The organism is Dyella sp. EPa41 (genome assembly GCF_016586165.1).
GTDB lineage: Bacteria > Pseudomonadota > Gammaproteobacteria > Xanthomonadales > Rhodanobacteraceae > Dyella.
Window position 1 is genome coordinate 15,419 of the sequence record NZ_BCPR01000012.1, and the last position, 15,772, is coordinate 31,190.

The window sequence follows — 15,772 nt, forward strand, 5'->3', positions numbered from 1 at the left end:
GGTCGCTTTAAGCATCGCGGCGGTAGATCAATGACGTGATCTGCTCGGAGATCAATCCAATCAGGAAAATGATCACCGCCGCACTCCACATCAGCGTACTCATGTTCGTCAGTCGACCATCCGCAAGGAAGGTTCGCGCATAATTGGCACAACCCAACAGGAAGAAAAGCAAACTGGTGGGCGCGAAAAGTTTCAACGGCGAATAGAGCGTGGCGATCTTGAAGATGATCAGGAAAAACCGCACGCCGTCCTTGAACGGCTTGATATGGCTCTTGCCAATACGCTGCGCAGCCTTGATAGGCACATAGGCGACAGGGTAGGCACTGCGGAAAAAGGCCATCGTGCTGGTAGTGGGATAGGAAAACCCGTTGGGCAGCAGATGCAGGAACTCCCGAAACCGCCCAGCGCGCACCGCGCGGTAGCCAGAAGTCAGGTCAGCCACCATGTGCCCGGTCATGCGCGTGGCGAGCCAGTTGTAGATGGTATTGGCAACACCGCGCCCCACGCCCGCCTGGCTGCCCCAGTCGCGCGCGCCCACCACCATGTCGTAGCCCTGTTCCAGCTTCTCCAGCAAACGGGCAATGTCCGCCGGGTCGTGCTGGCCATCGCCGTCCATGAACACGAGCACGTCGCCGCTGGCGGCCCGGGCGCCTCGCTTGATGGCCGCGCCGTTGCCCATCGAATAGGGAGACGACAGGCAAGTCACTCCCGCGGCGGCGCAGATGTCGCGGGTGTCATCGGTAGAGCCGTCGTCCACCACGATGATCTCCGCGTCGGACTGGGCGGCGCGCAGGCGAGGCAGGAGCTCCTTCAAGGCCGCCCCTTCGTTCTTGGCGGGCAAAATGATGCTTAGATGACTCAAGTAGGCTCCCCCGATGGACCTGCGCATGATAAACCGCAGCCCGGCATCTGGCTGTGGCGAATTTGACGTTTGAGGCGGATCAGAATGCCGGGTTCGCTCAGGAACGCCCCACGATCGCCGTTACTGCCTCCACGACGCGCTGCGCGTCCTCGTCGGTCATGGCTGGCGAAAGGGGGAGACTTACCGTCTGGCGCCCAAGGCGCATGGCCTAGGGCCACTGCTCCGGGCACCACCGACGCGTTGCTGGTAATACGGGTGTTCCGGAATCGAGAGGTAATGCACACCGGCGCCGATGCCGGGGGCATTCATGGCTTCGAGGAAATCATCCCGACGGATATCGCGGCGGGCCTGATTCACCATGAGCGTGTACAGATGATGGACATGACGTGCCCCTCCTGCGCCGGCGCGGGCAGGCCCATAGGAAGGCCCACGGTCATAGCGCCACCGGCATTCACACCGTCGCTCCCTGCCCCCCCCCGATCGCAGCCTGCAGATTCAGCATGTTGTACTTGAAGCCGCATTCACCCTTGGTCGTGCCGCAATGTCTGTTCGCATTGTGCCGCCCGGGGTCCCGTGCCCAACCAGCCAGAGCGCAGACAGGTCTCCACCTCGATAATCTCAGGCCCCTCGATACTTGGGGAACCACTAAATCAGCGGGGCGCTTGCCTGGATCCGCACGGGGAGCCATCCGCAAAGACAAACGCCCTATCTATCCCAGCCGGCCTCGCAACGTCCATGACCGCACCCTCGGGGGCATGGCCGTTGCATGGACTCTGGAGCCTTCGGGCAATTGTGCGACGCGTCACTCAAGGCGCATTGCCCTGCTGTCCCTGCGTGACCAACCTGTCCAACTGGGGTAAATTCCCTTTCAATCAGGGGGCTGAGTCAGTATCGCCATGTCAACGCTAATGCAACCCTCGCTTGCGGGCCTTTCGGGCCTGGCACGCAGGCTGGTATCCGAGGACGTTCTGCCGGAAGCGGATGTGCGCAAGGCGGTCGCCGACTCGCTCCAGCACAAGACCTCGCTGGCTGCCTGGCTGCTGGACCATAACCTGGTCGACAGCAGCCGCCTCACGCGCATCGCCTCGGATGAATTCGGCATGCCGGTGATGGATGTGTCTGCCATCGCAGTTGGCCAGATGCCGGCCAACCTGATCAGCGAAGCACTGATCAACAAGCACCACGCCCTGCCGCTGTTCAAACGCGGCAAGCGCCTGTTCGTCGGCATCTCGGATCCGATGCAGTCACATGCGTTGGACGAAATCAAGTTCCACTCCAACTGCATGGTGGAACCTATCCTCGTCGAGCGCAGCCAGTTGCTGCGCACCATCGAGACCACGCTCAATTCCATGAGCAACACCCTGCCCGATCTGGGTGGGGGTGATCTGGACGAGCTGGCGCTGGAGAGTGGCGACGACGAAGCCGAGAGCACCGGTATCGACGCCAATTCGAGCGACGATGCCCCGGTGGTGAAGTTCGTCAACAAGATCCTGGTGGATGCCATCAAGCGCGGCGCCTCGGATATCCACTTCGAGCCGTTCGAAACGCAGTACCGCGTCCGCCTGCGCATGGATGGCATGCTGCGGGCCGTGGCGAGTCCGCCGATGAAGCTGGCTTCACGCATCTCTTCCCGCCTGAAGGTGATGTCCGGCCTGGACATCGCCGAGCGCCGCGTACCACAGGACGGCCGCATCAAGCTCAACCTGTCCAAGAGCCGCGCGGTGGACTTTCGTGTAAGCACGCTGCCCACGCTGTTTGGCGAGAAGATCGTGCTGCGTATCCTGGATGGATCGGCAGCCAAGCTCGGCATCGACGCCCTGGGCTATGAGGACAACCAGAAAAAACTCTATCTGGAGGCCATCCACAAGCCCTACGGCATGGTGCTGGTTACCGGCCCTACCGGCTCGGGCAAGACGGTCTCGCTGTATACCGCGCTCAACATCCTCAATACTGCCGAGCGCAACATTTCCACCGTCGAGGACCCGGTGGAAATCCGCGTGGAAGGCATCAACCAGGTCCAGCAGAACACCAAGCGTGGCATGACCTTCGCCGCGGCCCTGCGCTCCTTCCTGCGCCAGGACCCGGACGTGATCATGGTCGGCGAAATCCGCGACCTGGAAACGGCCGAGATCGCCATCAAGGCGGCGCAGACCGGCCACATGGTGTTGTCCACGCTGCATACCAACGATGCGCCGCAGACCATTTCGCGCCTGATGAACATGGGCATCGCGCCCTACAACATCACTTCCTCGGTCAGCCTGGTCATTGCCCAGCGCCTGGCTCGTCGCCTTCACGACTGCAAGCGTCCCATGGACTTGCCGCCACAGGCGCTGCTGGACGCCGGCTTCACCCAGGAGGAGATCGATGCTGGCCTGACCATCTACGAGGCCGTGGGCTGCGATAGCTGCAACGAGGGCTACAAGGGCCGCGTGGGCATCTACCAGGTCATGCCCATGCTGGAAGAAATCCAGAAGATCATTCTGCAGGGCGGCAACGCGCTTCAGATCGCCGAGGTCTCCCGAAAGGCAGGCATCAACGACATGCGTGCGTCAGCGCTGCTCAAGGTGAAGAAGGGCGTCACCAGCCTGGCCGAGATCGACCGTGTCACCAAGGATTAGCATTGCCTTTTCGGCCTGGACGGGCTGAATAGGGGCCTCGTCACACCGGAGTTGCGCTCGGTGCCACGAATTGAGCTGTAATAATGACTTAAGCTGGACGAGACAAGAGCGGTCGCCCTCCTGAGGCGGCCCGACCGTACCATCAGGGGAAATCGCAATGGCCACGGCCACCGCCACCGCAAAGAACACCGCCAAGCTTGCCGCGCAACGCGCCCAAGTCAGTGCGCTGACCATGTATGAATGGGTCGCGCTCGACAAGCGTGGCAAGCGCATGAAGGGTGAAATGACCGCGAAGAACGCCTCGTTGGTCAAGGCGGAACTGCGGCGGCAAGGCATGAATCCGCAGACGGTCCGAGAGCGCGGAAAGCCGTTGTTCGGCGCCACGGGCAGCACGGTGAAGCCTGGCGACGTGGCCATCTTCAGTCGCCAGATCGCCACCATGATGGCCTCCGGCGTGCCGATGGTGCAGGCCTTCGAGATCATCGCCGACGGTCAGAAGAACGTCCGCTTCAAGAACATGCTGACGGATGTAAAGCAGACCATCGAGGGCGGCGCAGCCCTGCATGAGGCGCTGGCCAAGTACCCTGTCCAGTTCGACGAGCTCTATCGCAACCTGGTGCACGCCGGTGAATCGGCGGGCGTACTCGACACCGTGCTGGATACGGTGGCGACGTACAAGGAGCGCATGGAGAACATGAAGGCCAAGATCAAGAAGGCCCTCTTCTATCCCACCATGGTGGTCGCAGTCGCCATGCTCGTCAGCATGATCATGCTGTTGTTCGTGGTGCCGGTGTTTGCCCAGACCTTCAAGGACGCCGGTGCGGAATTGCCGGTACCCACCCAGATCGTCATGAACGCGTCTGAGTTCATGAAGGCATATTGGTGGGTGTTGATTGGCGGCATCGTTGGCACGGTTGTGGCCATCGTGGCGGCCAACAAGCGCTCACCCAAGTTCGCGCATTTCCTGGATCGGGTCTCGCTGCGCTTGCCGGTCATGGGCGATATCTTGCGCAAGTCGGCCATTGCCCGCTTCGCGCGCACCCTGGGCGTTACGTTTAAGGCTGGCGTACCCCTGGTCGAGGCCATGGAAGCCGTGGCTGGCGCCACTGGCAGCATCGTCTACGGTGAGGCGGTCCTGCAGATGCGTGACGACGTCGCCGTAGGCCATCAGCTGCAACTGGCGATGCGTCAGACCGGCCTGTTCCCCAACATGGTGGTGCAGATGACGGCCATTGGTGAAGAATCCGGCGCGCTCGACCACATGCTGTTCAAGGTCGCGGAGTTCTACGAGGAAGAGGTCAACACCGCGGTGGACACGCTGTCGACCCTGCTCGAGCCGCTGATCATGGTGATCCTCGGCGTGGTGGTCGGTGGCATGGTCATCGCGCTGTACCTCCCCATCTTCAAGCTCGCGGGCACCGTGTAATCTCTTCAGATTCAGGCCCCTCTCCCACCGGGAGGGGGGCCTTTTTTATAACCCTTGGAACCACGCATGCTCGAACTTCCCCTCTGGGCCTGGATCCTCGCCGCCGGCGTGCTTGGCCTGCTGGTTGGCAGCTTCCTCAACGTCGTGATCCTGCGCCTGCCGGAGCGGATGAAAGCCGAGTGGCGGCGGGATGCGCTGGATACGTTGGAGATGGCTTCGGAGGAGCACGCGATGCCGCCGGGCATCGTGCGGGAGCCTTCCCATTGCCCGCACTGCAAGCATCCGCTGGCGGTGAAGGACAATATCCCGCTGTTCGGGTGGCTGTTGCTGGGTGGGCGGTGCCGGTACTGCAAGGTGCCGATCTCGATCCAGTATCCGCTGGTGGAACTGTTGAGCGGCCTGCTGAGCGCGGTGATCGTGTGGAAGTTCGGGCCGACCTGGCCTGCGGTCGCGGGGTTGGTTTTCACCTGGATGCTGATCGCCCTGTCGGGCATCGATTTCCGCACCCAATACCTGCCCGACCAGCTCAACTACCCCCTGCTCTGGATCGGCTTGCTGCTGAGCCTGCTGTCGATGTTCGTGCTGCCGGCCACCGCGATCATCGGCGCGGCCATCGGCTACCTGAGCCTGTGGAGCGTGTACTGGCTGTTCAAGCTGCTGACCGGCAAGGAAGGCATGGGTTACGGAGATTTCAAGCTGCTGGCTGCCCTGGGTGCCTGGATGGGTCCGGCGGCGCTGTTGCCGGTGGTGCTGCTGTCGTCGCTGATCGGCGCGCTGATCGGCGGCGGGCTGATCCTGCTGCGCAAGCATGAGCGGGACATCCCCATGCCATTTGGCCCCTTCATCGCCGCGGCCGGCTGGACCTGGTTCGTGGCGGGCGACTGGCTGTGGCAGCACTATGCGCAGTTGACCGGCATGCGATGAACAGGCAACACCCGGGCTATGTGGTCGCGCTGACCGGCGGCATTGCTTCCGGCAAGAGCGCGGTATCGAAGCGGTTCGAGGCCCTGGGTATCCATGTCTATGACGCCGATATCGCCGCGCGGGAAGTGATCGCGCCGGGCAGCGACGGGCTGCGTGCCGTCGTCGACCATTTTGGTGCCGGCGTGCTCGACGGACAGGGCCAGCTCGACCGTGCCGCCATGCGCCAGCGGGTCTTCGGCAACGACGGCGAACGGCGGGCGCTGGAAGCCATCATTCATCCCCGCGTGCGCGCGTGGCTGCACGACCACGCCTCGGCGGACCGGGGCCCGTATTGCCTGCTGGCCATTCCACTGCTGGCCGAAAACATGACGCACTACCGCTGGGTAGACCGGGTGCTGGTGGTCGATGCCCCCGAGTCGGTCCAGCTTGACCGGCTGGTCCGTCGGGACGGTATCGATGAAGGCCTGGCGAAACGCATGATCGAACGCCAGGCCAGCCGGGCCGACCGGCTTGCGCTCGCGCACGACGTTATCGAAAACCACGGCGACGAGGCCGAACTCGACGCCGCTGTCGACCGGCTGCACCGGCACTACCTCGATCTGGCCCGCGCCAAGCGCTGAGCCCGATTACCAGAATCCCCGGATGCCGGCGACGCCCTGCCCGCCGCTGCGCCGTGCCATCGCGACGTCTTCGTGGCGCATGCCGCCCAGTGCGAAGACCGGCAAAGCAGCGGCATCGACCCGCTCGCGAAAGGCATCCCAGCCCATGGGCACTTGGCCGGGATGGGTGGCGGTAGCCGCCACGGGGGATAGCGTCGCGAAATCCGCCACGGCGGCGGCGTGGGCCAGCTGGCCGCCGTCATGGCAGCTGGCCCCCACGTACTGGTGCCATGGCAAGGGCCGCGCATCGAGCGCCATCAGCTGATGCGCCTTCAGTTGCACGCCTGTGCCGGGCCCAAGCGCCCTCGCGCCGTCCAAATCGCCACTCAGCATCAGCTGCGCGCCCAGCGCCCGCGCCAGCGGCAGGAGCGATCGAGCCAGCTCCCGTACGCGCTCTGTGGGCCAATCGGGAAAGCGCAGCAAGACCAGTCGCTCGCCGGCACGCAGGGCGCGAGCCAACCGCGCGTGCCATTCGTCAAACGCCTCCGGGGAAACGTCAGCAGGGGTGATCGGATAACGCGCGGGCAACTGCAACGCACGCAGGATGGGGCGGTCGGCTGGCGCCAGCATGGCCAGGTCAACGGCGGGGGGCTCGCACCATTGGAGAGCTTGTCCTTCCAGCGACGCAGGCTGCCCACGCCACTGGCGCAAGACCCATGCGTCGAGCAGCAGGAGGCGATCGCCATAACGCCATGGAATGCGGACCAGCGGCTCACCTGCTTCCGCCAGATGGACGCCGAGCTCTTCGCGCAGCTCCCTGGCCAAGCCGGCGGAGGGCAATTCGCCGTCTTCGAGCTTGCCTCCGGGGAATTCCCACAGACCTGCCAGATGCTTGCCCGGTGGCCGCTGCGCCAGCAGCACGCGGCCTTGCGCATCGAGCATGACGCCGGCCATGACGTGCATGGCGCGGTCGTCAGTAAGAGGCGACGTCAACGGAACACTCAGGCGTTGCGAATGTACTCGACCATGTCGAAGTCGTACTGGTGGTCGGCATCCTTTTTATGGTGCACGCGTGACACTTCGGTCCAGTCGCTGAAATGCAGGCCCGGGAAGAACGTATCGGCGCCGTCCACGGCGGCGTTGACCCAGGTGAGGTAGAGGCGCCGGGCATGCGGCAGCGCCTCGGCATAGACCTCGCCTCCTCCCACCACCATCAGGCCGGTACCACCCGCCCTCGCCAGCCCCTCGGGCAGTGAGCGCACGGTGATCTGGCCGGGGAACGGCGCCTCGTGCTTGCGGGTGAGCACCAGGTTGGTCCGCTCGGGCAACGGGCGGCCAATGGCGACCGCGGTGTTGTACCCCATCAGGATGTACTTGCCGAGGGTCAGCTGCTTGAACCACCGCAAATCGTCCGGCAAATGCCAGGGAAGCTGTCCCTTTCGGCCGATGGCGAAGTTTTCGTCCAGCGCGGCGATCAGCGAAATAGCCATGGAATTCCTTGAGTCATCGACAATGGGGACGGCTCGCGTCGCCGGGCCGATGGCGCCGCGCCCGCCGATCTTAGCAGGATGCGCCGACGCAACCCACGTCCATTGGCTACTTGCAGAAGTGTTACACCGCCACCGGCGCCCTGATCGCGCCATGCGGCTCGTAACCGACGATGGCGACGTCCTCGAAGCGGAAGTCGAACACCGAATGCACGTCCGGGTTCAGCTGCAGTTTCGGCAGCGGGCGCGGTTCGCGCGACAGCTGCAGGCGCGCCTGCTCCACGTGGTTGTTGTACAGGTGGGCATCGCCCAGGGTGTGCACGAAGTCGCCCACGCCCAGTCCGCAGACCTGGGCGATCATGTGGGTCAGCAGCGCATAGCTGGCAATGTTGAACGGCACGCCAAGGAAGATGTCACCCGAGCGCTGGTACAGCTGGCAGCTGAGCTTGCCGTTCGCCACGTAGAACTGGAACAGCGCATGGCACGGCATCAGCGCCATTTTTGGCAGTTCGCCGACGTTCCATGCATTCACCACCAGCCGCCGCGAATCGGGGTTGCGCTTGATCTCGTCGATCACCCAGCGGATCTGGTCGACGGTGCCGCCATCCGCGGTGGGCCACGCGCGCCATTGCCGGCCGTATACCGGCCCGAGTTCGCCGTGCTCGTCCGCCCATTCGTCCCAGATGCTGACGCCATGCTCCTTGAGGTAGGCGATATTGGTGTCGCCCTGCAGGAACCAGATCAGCTCGTGGATGATCGACTTCAAGTGCAGCTTCTTGGTGGTAACCAGCGGGAACCCCTGCGCCAGATCGAAGCGCATCTGCCAGCCGAACACGCTGCGCGTGCCGGTGCCGGTGCGGTCGGCCTTTTCGACGCCGTGGTCGAGCACATGCTGCAGCAGGTCCAGGTATGCGCGCACGGCGTTACTCCTTGGCGGGCATGGAAACGTTGTAGAGCCGCAGGGTCGGCGCCTTGCGAGACATGACGATCAGGACGACGCCCACCACGATCAAGGGCAACGACAGGACCTGGCCCATGGTGAGCCAGCCCCATGCGAGGTAGCCGGGCCGCGGGAAGTCCGGCAACCGCAGGAATTCCACGGCGAAGCGGAAGCAGCCGTACATCAGCGCGAACAGACCCGAGATCAGGTAGCGCGGACGCGGCTTCATCGACACCAGCCACAGCACGGTGAACATCACCACGCCCTCCAGGGCCATTTCATACAGCGGCGAGGGATGGCGCGGCAGCGCGCCGAACTGCGCCAACGTGGCCTGCCACTGTGGATGCGAGGCGGCCCATGGCATGTCGCACGACAGCTCCTGGCACGTCCTGGCATGCGGAAAAATCATCGCCCACGGCACATCGCTGGGCTTGCCCCACAGCTCGCCGTTGATGAAGTTGCCCAGGCGACCGAGCCCGAGACCGATCGGCACCAGGGGCGCCACGAAATCGACCGTATCGAAGAAATGCATCTGGTTGCGGCGCGACCACCACAACCCCGCAGCCAGCACGCCCAGCAGGCCGCCATGGAAACTCATGCCGCCATCCCATACGCGGAACAGTGCAAGCGGGTCCTGCCAGATCCAGTGAAGGTCTGCGTAAAACAACATGTAGCCGACGCGGCCGCCCACGATCACGCCCATCATGACGTAGAACGCAAGATCGCCCACGGCGTCCTTCGTCACTGGCAAACGGCCTTGGCGGCGACGGTATTCCGCCAGGAGCCAGGCCCCCAGGAACCCGCCCAGGTACATCAGTCCATACCAGTGGATCTGCAGCGGCCCCAGATGGAAGGCGACGGGTTCGATGGCGACGGTGAAAGGTTGCGTCATGGGCAAACGGCGGCGGCAGACAAAACGGGAGTGTAGCCGGGTGCGATCCGGCTAGATATCGGACCGCCAGCGCGATCGCACGCGGCCTTCCCTTTCGCCGGGCCGCGTTCCGGAGAGACTCCGACACCAAAATGAGGTAATGCCTGAATATTTCAGTAGGCTTGCACCTACACGTCACTTTGTTTTAACTTCGGACTTACGTCGCCTGTCCCCCAAGCCCGGCGACGCCAACGGTGCCCAGACTCTTCCCCAGGGTATGCGCGCCATCCCCAATACCCAGATGTCCAGCCTAGAGCGCTGGCTGCTGGCTATTTTTTGTTCGGAGTTTCTAACAATGAAGCAAAAGACACTGCTGGCTACTGCCATCGCCGCAGCGCTCGTGCTGCAGACGTGGTCCGTGGCCGCACAGGATGCTGCCCCCGCTCAGGCCGACCAGGCCAAGAGCCTTGAGACCGTCACCGTTACCGGTTCGCGCATTCGCAGCGTGGACGTGGAAACCTCGCAGCCGGTCTTCACCATGGACCGTGCCGCCATCCAGGCCACCGGTCTGACCAACGTCAACGACATCCTGGCCCGCATGCCGTCGGCCGGTACTCCGGACATCACCCCGCAGGACACGCTGTCCTCGGGCGCTGACGTCGGCGGTCGCTACGTCAACATCCGCAACCTCGGCTCCCAGCGCACGCTGGTGCTGGTCAACGGCAAGCGCTGGAGCACCAGCCTGTCGGGCCTGACCGACCTCTCGACCATCCCGGTCTCCATGATCGACCGCATCGACATCCTCAAGGATGGCGCGTCCTCGATCTACGGCTCCGACGCCATCGGCGGCGTGGTGAACATCATCACCAAGGAGAAGTTCGAAGGTTCCGAAGCCAACGTCTACTACGGCCAGAACGGCAAGGGCGACGGCCAGACCCAGAACTACGACTTCACCTGGGGCCACAGCACCGAGAAGAACTCCATCATCATCGGCGCTTCGTACCAGAACACCGATCCGATGTGGAACAGCAAGCGTGACGAGACCAGCTATGCGCAGGGTCCGCGTCACCCGAACGCCGGCCTGGGCCTGGGGCCGTGGGGCCGCGTGGTCGACCCGACCACTGGCGACCAGTACGTGATCAACCACGGCTCGACCGCCACGAACGACATCAACAACTACCACCTGTACGACCCGACCAGCACGGCCGACAAGTACAACACGCAGAAGGACATGACCTTCCGCGCCGGTTCCAAGCTGAAGAACCTGTTCGTGCAGGAACGCTACAAGCTGACCGACAACATCACGCTGCACGGCGCCGCCACCTACAGCACGCGCGATACCTCCAGCCAGCTGGCCGGTTATCCGTTCCAGTCCGGCGCTGCCGATCCGGCCATCCTGATCAGCGGCCAGAACGCGTACAACCCGTTCCCGGGCCAGGACGTTGAATTCTTCCGCCGCACGGTGGAAATGCCGCGCGTGACGGACTCCAACTCCAAGCTTGCGCACGTCGACCTGGGCGTGGACGGCTACTTCCAGTTCCTCGGCCACGACTGGAGCTGGGATGCTGGCTTCACCTTCGACCAGAACAAAATCAAACAGGTCACCACCGGCAACATCTACCTGCCGAATGCTCGCGCGGCCCTGGGCCCGACGACCATCATCAATGGCCAGGTCGCCTGCGCCAGCGCCGCTGACCGCGCTGCGGGCTGCGTGCCGTGGAACATCCTCGCCGGCCCGGGCGGCACCCCGCAGTCGGTGTGGAACTACGTGAACTACGTCGGCACCGATCGCCAGACCAGCTACACCTCCGACTGGTCGGCCAACGTGTCCGGCGGCCTGTTCGACCTGCCGGCCGGCACGGTCAACCTGGCCGTAGGCGTGGAGCACCGTGGCGAGAAGGGCAACTTCCGCCCGGACGCGGCCGACTCGCAGGGCCTGACCACCAACCTGGCCAGCGCCCCGACCTCCGGCGCCTACAACACCAACGAAGCGTACGCCGAGCTCGACGTGCCGCTGCTGCGTGACCTGCCGGGTGCGCAGGAGCTGGGCCTGAACATCGCCAGCCGCTACTCGCACTACAGCAACTTCGGCAGCACGACCAACAACAAGTACAGCTTCCGCTGGCGTCCGTTCGCGGACCTGCTGGTCCGTGGCACCTGGGCCCAGGGCTTCCGTGCTCCGACCATCAGCGATCTGTACGGCGGCACCGGCCAGAGCTTCGAGACGTTCCTGGATCCGTGCGACAGCAAGTACGGCGCGGCTGCCACCAGCTCGTCCGTGGCTCAGCGCTGCGCCGCCGCTGGCGTGCCGGCCAACTACCGCCAGGTTGACCAGACCGGTGCGCAGATCACCAGCACCAACGGTGGCCAGACGCCGGTCGCGTTCCTGTCGGGCTCCAACGCCAACCTGAAGCCGGAAACCTCGATCACCCGTACGCTGGGCCTGGTCTACAGCCCGCATCAGGTGGAAGGTCTGGACTTCACCGTGGACTACTACAACGTCTACGTGAAGAACATCATCTCCTCGGTGCTGGCGCAGGACATCGTCGACTTCTGCTACATCCAGGGCGACTCGAACTTCTGCAACAACTTCCACCGCTCCGGTACCGGCACCTCGAACCTCGTGGCCGGCTCGATCGACCAGCTCAACGAGGGTCTGTCGAACCTGGGCACGCTGAAGACCGAAGGCTACGACGTCGGCATCCACTACCGTCTGCCGGAAACCTCGTTCGGCCGCTTCCGCATCGCTTCGGACAGCACCTACCTCAACAAGTACGAAATCGTCAGTGGTCCGGGCGCTACCGCCAAGACCCCGGTCGGCTTCATGTACGGCGAGGATGGCCTGTACCGTCTGCGTTCGAACCTGCAGGTCGATTGGGACTACCGCGAGTTCGGTGCCAGCTGGACGGTCCGCTACTACTCGGGCCTGAAGGACAACTGCTACACCGACACCATCGAGTGCTCGTCCCCGAACTACACCAACCCCTGGTGGGGCACCTATGGCATGAGCCAGAAGGGTTCGGTGGCGTTCAACGACGCGCAGTTCCGTTACACGGCTCCGTGGAAGGGCGTGTTCACCGTTGGCGTGAACAACATCTTCAACAAGAAGGGCCCGTACTACTACTCGGTGACCACCTCGGGTACCGGCAGCTCGCCGTACAACCCGGCGTTCGACATCGACCGTTACTTCTACGTGTCGTACAACCAGAAGTTCTAAACTCGAAAGAGTTTGGTCTTCGAGAGGGCGGGCCTTCGGGCCCGCCTTTTTTTGTGCGCGGAAATGGACGGCACTGAAACGATGCGGGTCTGCGGTCGCGCACTGGGTGCGCTCCTACAGTGAGGGCATTGGCGCTTTTTGTAGGAGCGCACCCAGTGCGCGATCAGCCCGCCTCGGTCGCCCTATAGCAATACCGGCCGGTCCGGCAGCTCGTCCGGATTGGCCTTGTCGTTGCCAGGGAAATGACGCTTCAGCAGGGCGTGCGCTTCGCTGATGCCATCGAGACAGCCCTGGCGCCATGCGCCTTGGGCAAAGCTGGCGAGCATGTGGTCGCGCACGGCGTCCCACTCGGCCTGGCTCACCGCGGCGGCGATGCCGCGGTCGGCCACGATGACGACGCGATGCTCGGCCATCAGCACGTAGAACAGCACGCCGCTGTTGTGTTCGGTGTCCCACACGCGCAACTGCGCGAATACCTGCTGGGCGCGACGGTCCGCGTCCAACCCTTCCAGCACCGCCATGGGTGCCAGCCGTGATTCGATGGCAAAGCACACTTCACCACGATGCTCACGCTCGCCGTCGGCGATCGCCACGGTCATCTCGTCCAGCAGAGCGCGGGGGAAACGACGACGCATCTGGAACCAGCCATCGAACAGGTTCAACAGCAGACGTTGGGTGCGCGCCATGTCACCAGCTCCCCGATGAACCACCACCACCGAAACTGCCGCCACCGCCGCTGAAGCCACCGCCTCCACCACCACCGAAGCCGCCTCCGCCACCACCAAAACCACCGCCGCCCCAGCCGCCGAAACCGCCCCAGCCACCGCCGCCGATGGACCGTCCGGCGCCAGCCGGCAACAGCATCAGCACGCCGCCGATCAACGCACCCATGATGCCGGCACCGATCGACGCCGCGAGCAGCCACAGCAGGCCACCCGTCAGCGCCGCGCCCAGTGGCGTGCGCAACCAGATGGCGGAGCGACCCAGGATGCCGCGCAGGAAAAACGCGACGAACACGCCGATCAGGAGGATGTGGCCAAAGTCGATGCCGCGTCGCTCGCGGTGGCCGCTTTCCACCGGCGGCGGCAAGGCCTCGCCGTTCACCAGCTGGGTGAGCGCGCCGAGCGCGTCGTTGATGCCGCCGTAATAGTCGTTGACGCGGAATTTCGGCGCGATGTATTCGCGGATGATGCGCGCCGTCGCCGCGTCGGGAATCGCGCCTTCGAGTCCATAACCCACTTCGATGCGCACGCGGCGGTCGTTCTTCGCCACCAGCAGCAGCAAGCCGTCATCCGTGCCCTTGCGGCCGATCTTGTTGGCCTCGGCCACGGCGAGCGAATACTCGGCGATCTCCTGCGGCTGCGTGGTGGGCACCATCAGCACCACGAGCTGGGCGCCCTTGGCCTTCTCCAGCGCTACCAGTTGCGCGTCGAGCTGGTCGACCTGCTGTGGCGTGAGCGTGCCGGTGAGGTCGGTGACGTGCCGGGCGAGCTTGGGTACCTCGTCCGCCGCATGCAGCAGCGCCGGCGACAGCAGGGCCATCGCCAGCACCAGCAGCAGGCGCGTGAAGCGCCGCATCATGTTCAATGCGCCGTGGTGGCCGGCGCGGGCGTGTTGCCGAAATCGACCGTCGGCGCCGTGGAGATCGCCTTCTCGTTATCGACCGAGAAGTTCGGCTTCACCTGGTAGCCGAACATCTTGGCCGTCAGGTTGTTCGGGAAGGTGCGGATCATCGAGTTGTATTCCTGCACCGACTGCACGTAGCGGTTGCGCGCCACGGTAATGCGGTTCTCGGTGCCTTCCAGCTGCGCCTGCAGGTTCTGGAACAGGCCGTCGGCCTTGAGCTGCGGGTAGTTCTCGCTCACCACCATCAGGCGCGACAACGCGCTGGACAGCTCGCCCTGCGCCGCCTGGAACTGCTTGAGCTTCTCCGGGTTGTTCAAGTCGTCGGTGGTCAGCTGGGTGCTGCCCACCTTGGCGCGCGCGTTGGTGACTTCGGTCAGCACCTTTTCTTCGTGCTGCGCGTAGCCCTTTACCGTGTTGACGAGATTGGGCACCAGGTCGGCGCGGCGCTGGTACTGGTTGAGCACTTCGGACCAGGCTGCCTTGACCGCCTCGTCCTGGCGCTGCATGGCGTTGTAACCGCAGCCCGACAGGCCGGCAACGACCAGCAGCAATACAAGGGCACGAAGAAGTTTCATGGGGTCGCTCCGATCCGGTGGAGGTGCCATTGCAGCATTCCACCGTGAAGGGCGCAATCTCGGGCATCCAAAGGTAGGAGCGCACCCGGTGCGCGATAAGCCTACGGAGCGGCGACGCCACGAATCTGCGGTCGCGCACTGGGTGCGCTCCTGCAAGAGCGGGTTTCAGCCCAGGCGGGGCCAGAGGATGAGGCCCCAGCTCAGCGCGGTGAGCATCAGCAGCAGGAATACGGCGGCCGAGCCCATGTCCTTGGCCCGTCCCGCCAACTCGTGAAACTCGGGGCTGACCTTGTCCACCACGGCTTCGACGGCCGAATTGAGCAGCTCGGCCGACAGGACCAGGATGGGCGGCAGGACCAGGGCGATCTTCTCCAGCGGCCCGTTGCCGAGCCACAACCCCAGGGGCACCAGCACCACGGCGAGGCACACTTCCAGCCGGAACGAGGCTTCATGCACCCAGCCCGCCCGCAGGCCCTTCATGGACCACTTGAAGGCATTCCAGATCTGTCGGGGTCCGCGAAAACCGGTGGCGGCCATGGTGTTGTCCTCGTGAGCTCGCGGCCGGGCCGCACCCGTCCGGCGGGCATAAGCCCACAATGATGCCACAGCCCGCCCCGACCGTTCGCG

14 protein-coding genes are annotated in these 15,772 nt (G+C 64.2%); 5 read left to right on the forward strand and 9 right to left on the reverse strand.

Annotated features, from left to right (window positions below; all coding sequences use genetic code 11):
- Positions 1–7: 7 nt before the first annotated feature.
- The gene (locus tag JMF82_RS06040) at positions 8–862 is read right to left on the reverse strand and encodes a glycosyltransferase family 2 protein (RefSeq protein ID WP_201313631.1); all 855 of its coding nucleotides are present in this window, start codon (positions 860–862) and stop codon (positions 8–10) included.
- An 896-nt stretch (positions 863–1,758) separates the two neighbouring features.
- On the opposite strand from JMF82_RS06040, the gene pilB reads away from it, so the two are divergent.
- The 4 genes from pilB to coaE all read left to right on the forward strand — a co-directional run bounded on the left by pilB (position 1,759) and on the right by coaE (position 6,450).
- A complete protein-coding gene (gene pilB / locus JMF82_RS06050) occupies positions 1,759–3,480 on the forward strand; it encodes a type IV-A pilus assembly ATPase PilB (protein WP_201313633.1) in 1,722 nt (573 codons plus the stop codon).
- A 157-nt stretch (positions 3,481–3,637) separates the two neighbouring features.
- Positions 3,638–4,906: a type II secretion system F family protein gene (locus JMF82_RS06055; protein WP_201313634.1), complete on the forward strand. Its 1,269-nt coding sequence runs from the start codon at positions 3,638–3,640 to the stop codon at positions 4,904–4,906.
- Positions 4,907–4,972: 66 nt separating this feature from the next.
- The gene (locus JMF82_RS06060; protein ID WP_201313635.1) at positions 4,973–5,830 is read left to right on the forward strand and encodes an A24 family peptidase; all 858 of its coding nucleotides are present in this window, start codon (positions 4,973–4,975) and stop codon (positions 5,828–5,830) included.
- Positions 5,827–6,450: a dephospho-CoA kinase gene (gene coaE, locus JMF82_RS06065; RefSeq protein ID WP_201313636.1), complete on the forward strand. Its 624-nt coding sequence runs from the start codon at positions 5,827–5,829 to the stop codon at positions 6,448–6,450. Before JMF82_RS06060 ends, coaE begins: the two co-directional genes overlap by 4 nt.
- 6 nt (positions 6,451–6,456) lie before the next feature.
- Here coaE and JMF82_RS06070 read toward each other — a convergent pair whose 3' ends face one another.
- The 4 genes from JMF82_RS06070 to lgt form a co-directional block, all read right to left on the reverse strand.
- Positions 6,457–7,392 carry a Nudix family hydrolase gene (locus JMF82_RS06070; protein WP_201313637.1) on the reverse strand — a complete coding sequence of 312 codons (936 nt, stop codon included), beginning with the start codon at positions 7,390–7,392 and terminating at the stop codon, positions 6,457–6,459.
- Positions 7,393–7,430: 38 nt separating this feature from the next.
- Positions 7,431–7,919, reverse strand: coding sequence for a dihydrofolate reductase (locus JMF82_RS06075; protein ID WP_201313638.1), 489 nt, complete (start codon positions 7,917–7,919; stop codon positions 7,431–7,433).
- A 121-nt stretch (positions 7,920–8,040) separates the two neighbouring features.
- Positions 8,041–8,835, reverse strand: coding sequence for a thymidylate synthase (locus JMF82_RS06080; protein WP_201313639.1), 795 nt, complete (start codon positions 8,833–8,835; stop codon positions 8,041–8,043).
- 4 nt (positions 8,836–8,839) lie between these two features.
- The gene (gene lgt, locus JMF82_RS06085; RefSeq protein WP_201313640.1) at positions 8,840–9,748 is read right to left on the reverse strand and encodes a prolipoprotein diacylglyceryl transferase; all 909 of its coding nucleotides are present in this window, start codon (positions 9,746–9,748) and stop codon (positions 8,840–8,842) included.
- 334 nt (positions 9,749–10,082) lie between these two features.
- On the opposite strand from lgt, the gene JMF82_RS06090 reads away from it, so the two are divergent.
- Positions 10,083–12,944 (forward strand): TonB-dependent receptor, encoded by a 2,862-nt coding sequence (locus JMF82_RS06090; RefSeq protein WP_201313641.1) that lies wholly within the window; start codon positions 10,083–10,085, stop codon positions 12,942–12,944.
- A 182-nt stretch (positions 12,945–13,126) separates the two neighbouring features.
- On the opposite strand, the gene JMF82_RS06095 is transcribed toward JMF82_RS06090, so the two are convergent.
- From JMF82_RS06095 to JMF82_RS06110, 4 genes are all read right to left on the reverse strand, one after another.
- Positions 13,127–13,630 (reverse strand): TPM domain-containing protein, encoded by a 504-nt coding sequence (locus JMF82_RS06095; protein ID WP_201313642.1) that lies wholly within the window; start codon positions 13,628–13,630, stop codon positions 13,127–13,129.
- 1 nt (position 13,631) lies between these two features.
- Complete coding sequence (locus JMF82_RS06100; protein WP_201313643.1) at positions 13,632–14,525, reverse strand: TPM domain-containing protein; 894 nt, start codon at positions 14,523–14,525, stop codon at positions 13,632–13,634.
- 2 nt (positions 14,526–14,527) lie between these two features.
- Positions 14,528–15,145, reverse strand: coding sequence for a LemA family protein (locus tag JMF82_RS06105; RefSeq protein ID WP_201313644.1), 618 nt, complete (start codon positions 15,143–15,145; stop codon positions 14,528–14,530).
- A gap of 165 nt (positions 15,146–15,310) precedes the next feature.
- On the reverse strand, positions 15,311–15,682 hold the full coding sequence (locus JMF82_RS06110; RefSeq protein WP_201313645.1) for a diacylglycerol kinase: 372 nt from the start codon (positions 15,680–15,682) through the stop codon (positions 15,311–15,313).
- Positions 15,683–15,772: the final 90 nt, after the last annotated feature.

Bases quoted from the DNA above. Each gene is read 5' to 3' on its own strand.
- JMF82_RS06060 (WP_201313635.1), top strand. From the start codon at position 4,973: ATGCTCGAACTTCCCCTCTGGGCCTGGATCCTCGCCGCCGGCGTGCTT.
- JMF82_RS06055 (WP_201313634.1), top strand. From the start codon at position 3,638: ATGGCCACGGCCACCGCCACCGCAAAGAACACCGCCAAGCTTGCCGCG.
- JMF82_RS06110 (WP_201313645.1), bottom strand. From the start codon at position 15,682: ATGGCCGCCACCGGTTTTCGCGGACCCCGACAGATCTGGAATGCCTTC.
- JMF82_RS06100 (WP_201313643.1), bottom strand. From the start codon at position 14,525: ATGATGCGGCGCTTCACGCGCCTGCTGCTGGTGCTGGCGATGGCCCTG.
- JMF82_RS06090 (WP_201313641.1), top strand. From the start codon at position 10,083: ATGAAGCAAAAGACACTGCTGGCTACTGCCATCGCCGCAGCGCTCGTG.
- JMF82_RS06075 (WP_201313638.1), bottom strand. From the start codon at position 7,919: ATGGCTATTTCGCTGATCGCCGCGCTGGACGAAAACTTCGCCATCGGC.
- JMF82_RS06095 (WP_201313642.1), bottom strand. From the start codon at position 13,630: ATGGCGCGCACCCAACGTCTGCTGTTGAACCTGTTCGATGGCTGGTTC.
- lgt (WP_201313640.1), bottom strand. From the start codon at position 9,748: ATGACGCAACCTTTCACCGTCGCCATCGAACCCGTCGCCTTCCATCTG.
- JMF82_RS06105 (WP_201313644.1), bottom strand. From the start codon at position 15,145: ATGAAACTTCTTCGTGCCCTTGTATTGCTGCTGGTCGTTGCCGGCCTG.
- JMF82_RS06070 (WP_201313637.1), bottom strand. From the start codon at position 7,392: ATGCACGTCATGGCCGGCGTCATGCTCGATGCGCAAGGCCGCGTGCTG.
- coaE (WP_201313636.1), top strand. From the start codon at position 5,827: ATGAACAGGCAACACCCGGGCTATGTGGTCGCGCTGACCGGCGGCATT.
- pilB (WP_201313633.1), top strand. From the start codon at position 1,759: ATGTCAACGCTAATGCAACCCTCGCTTGCGGGCCTTTCGGGCCTGGCA.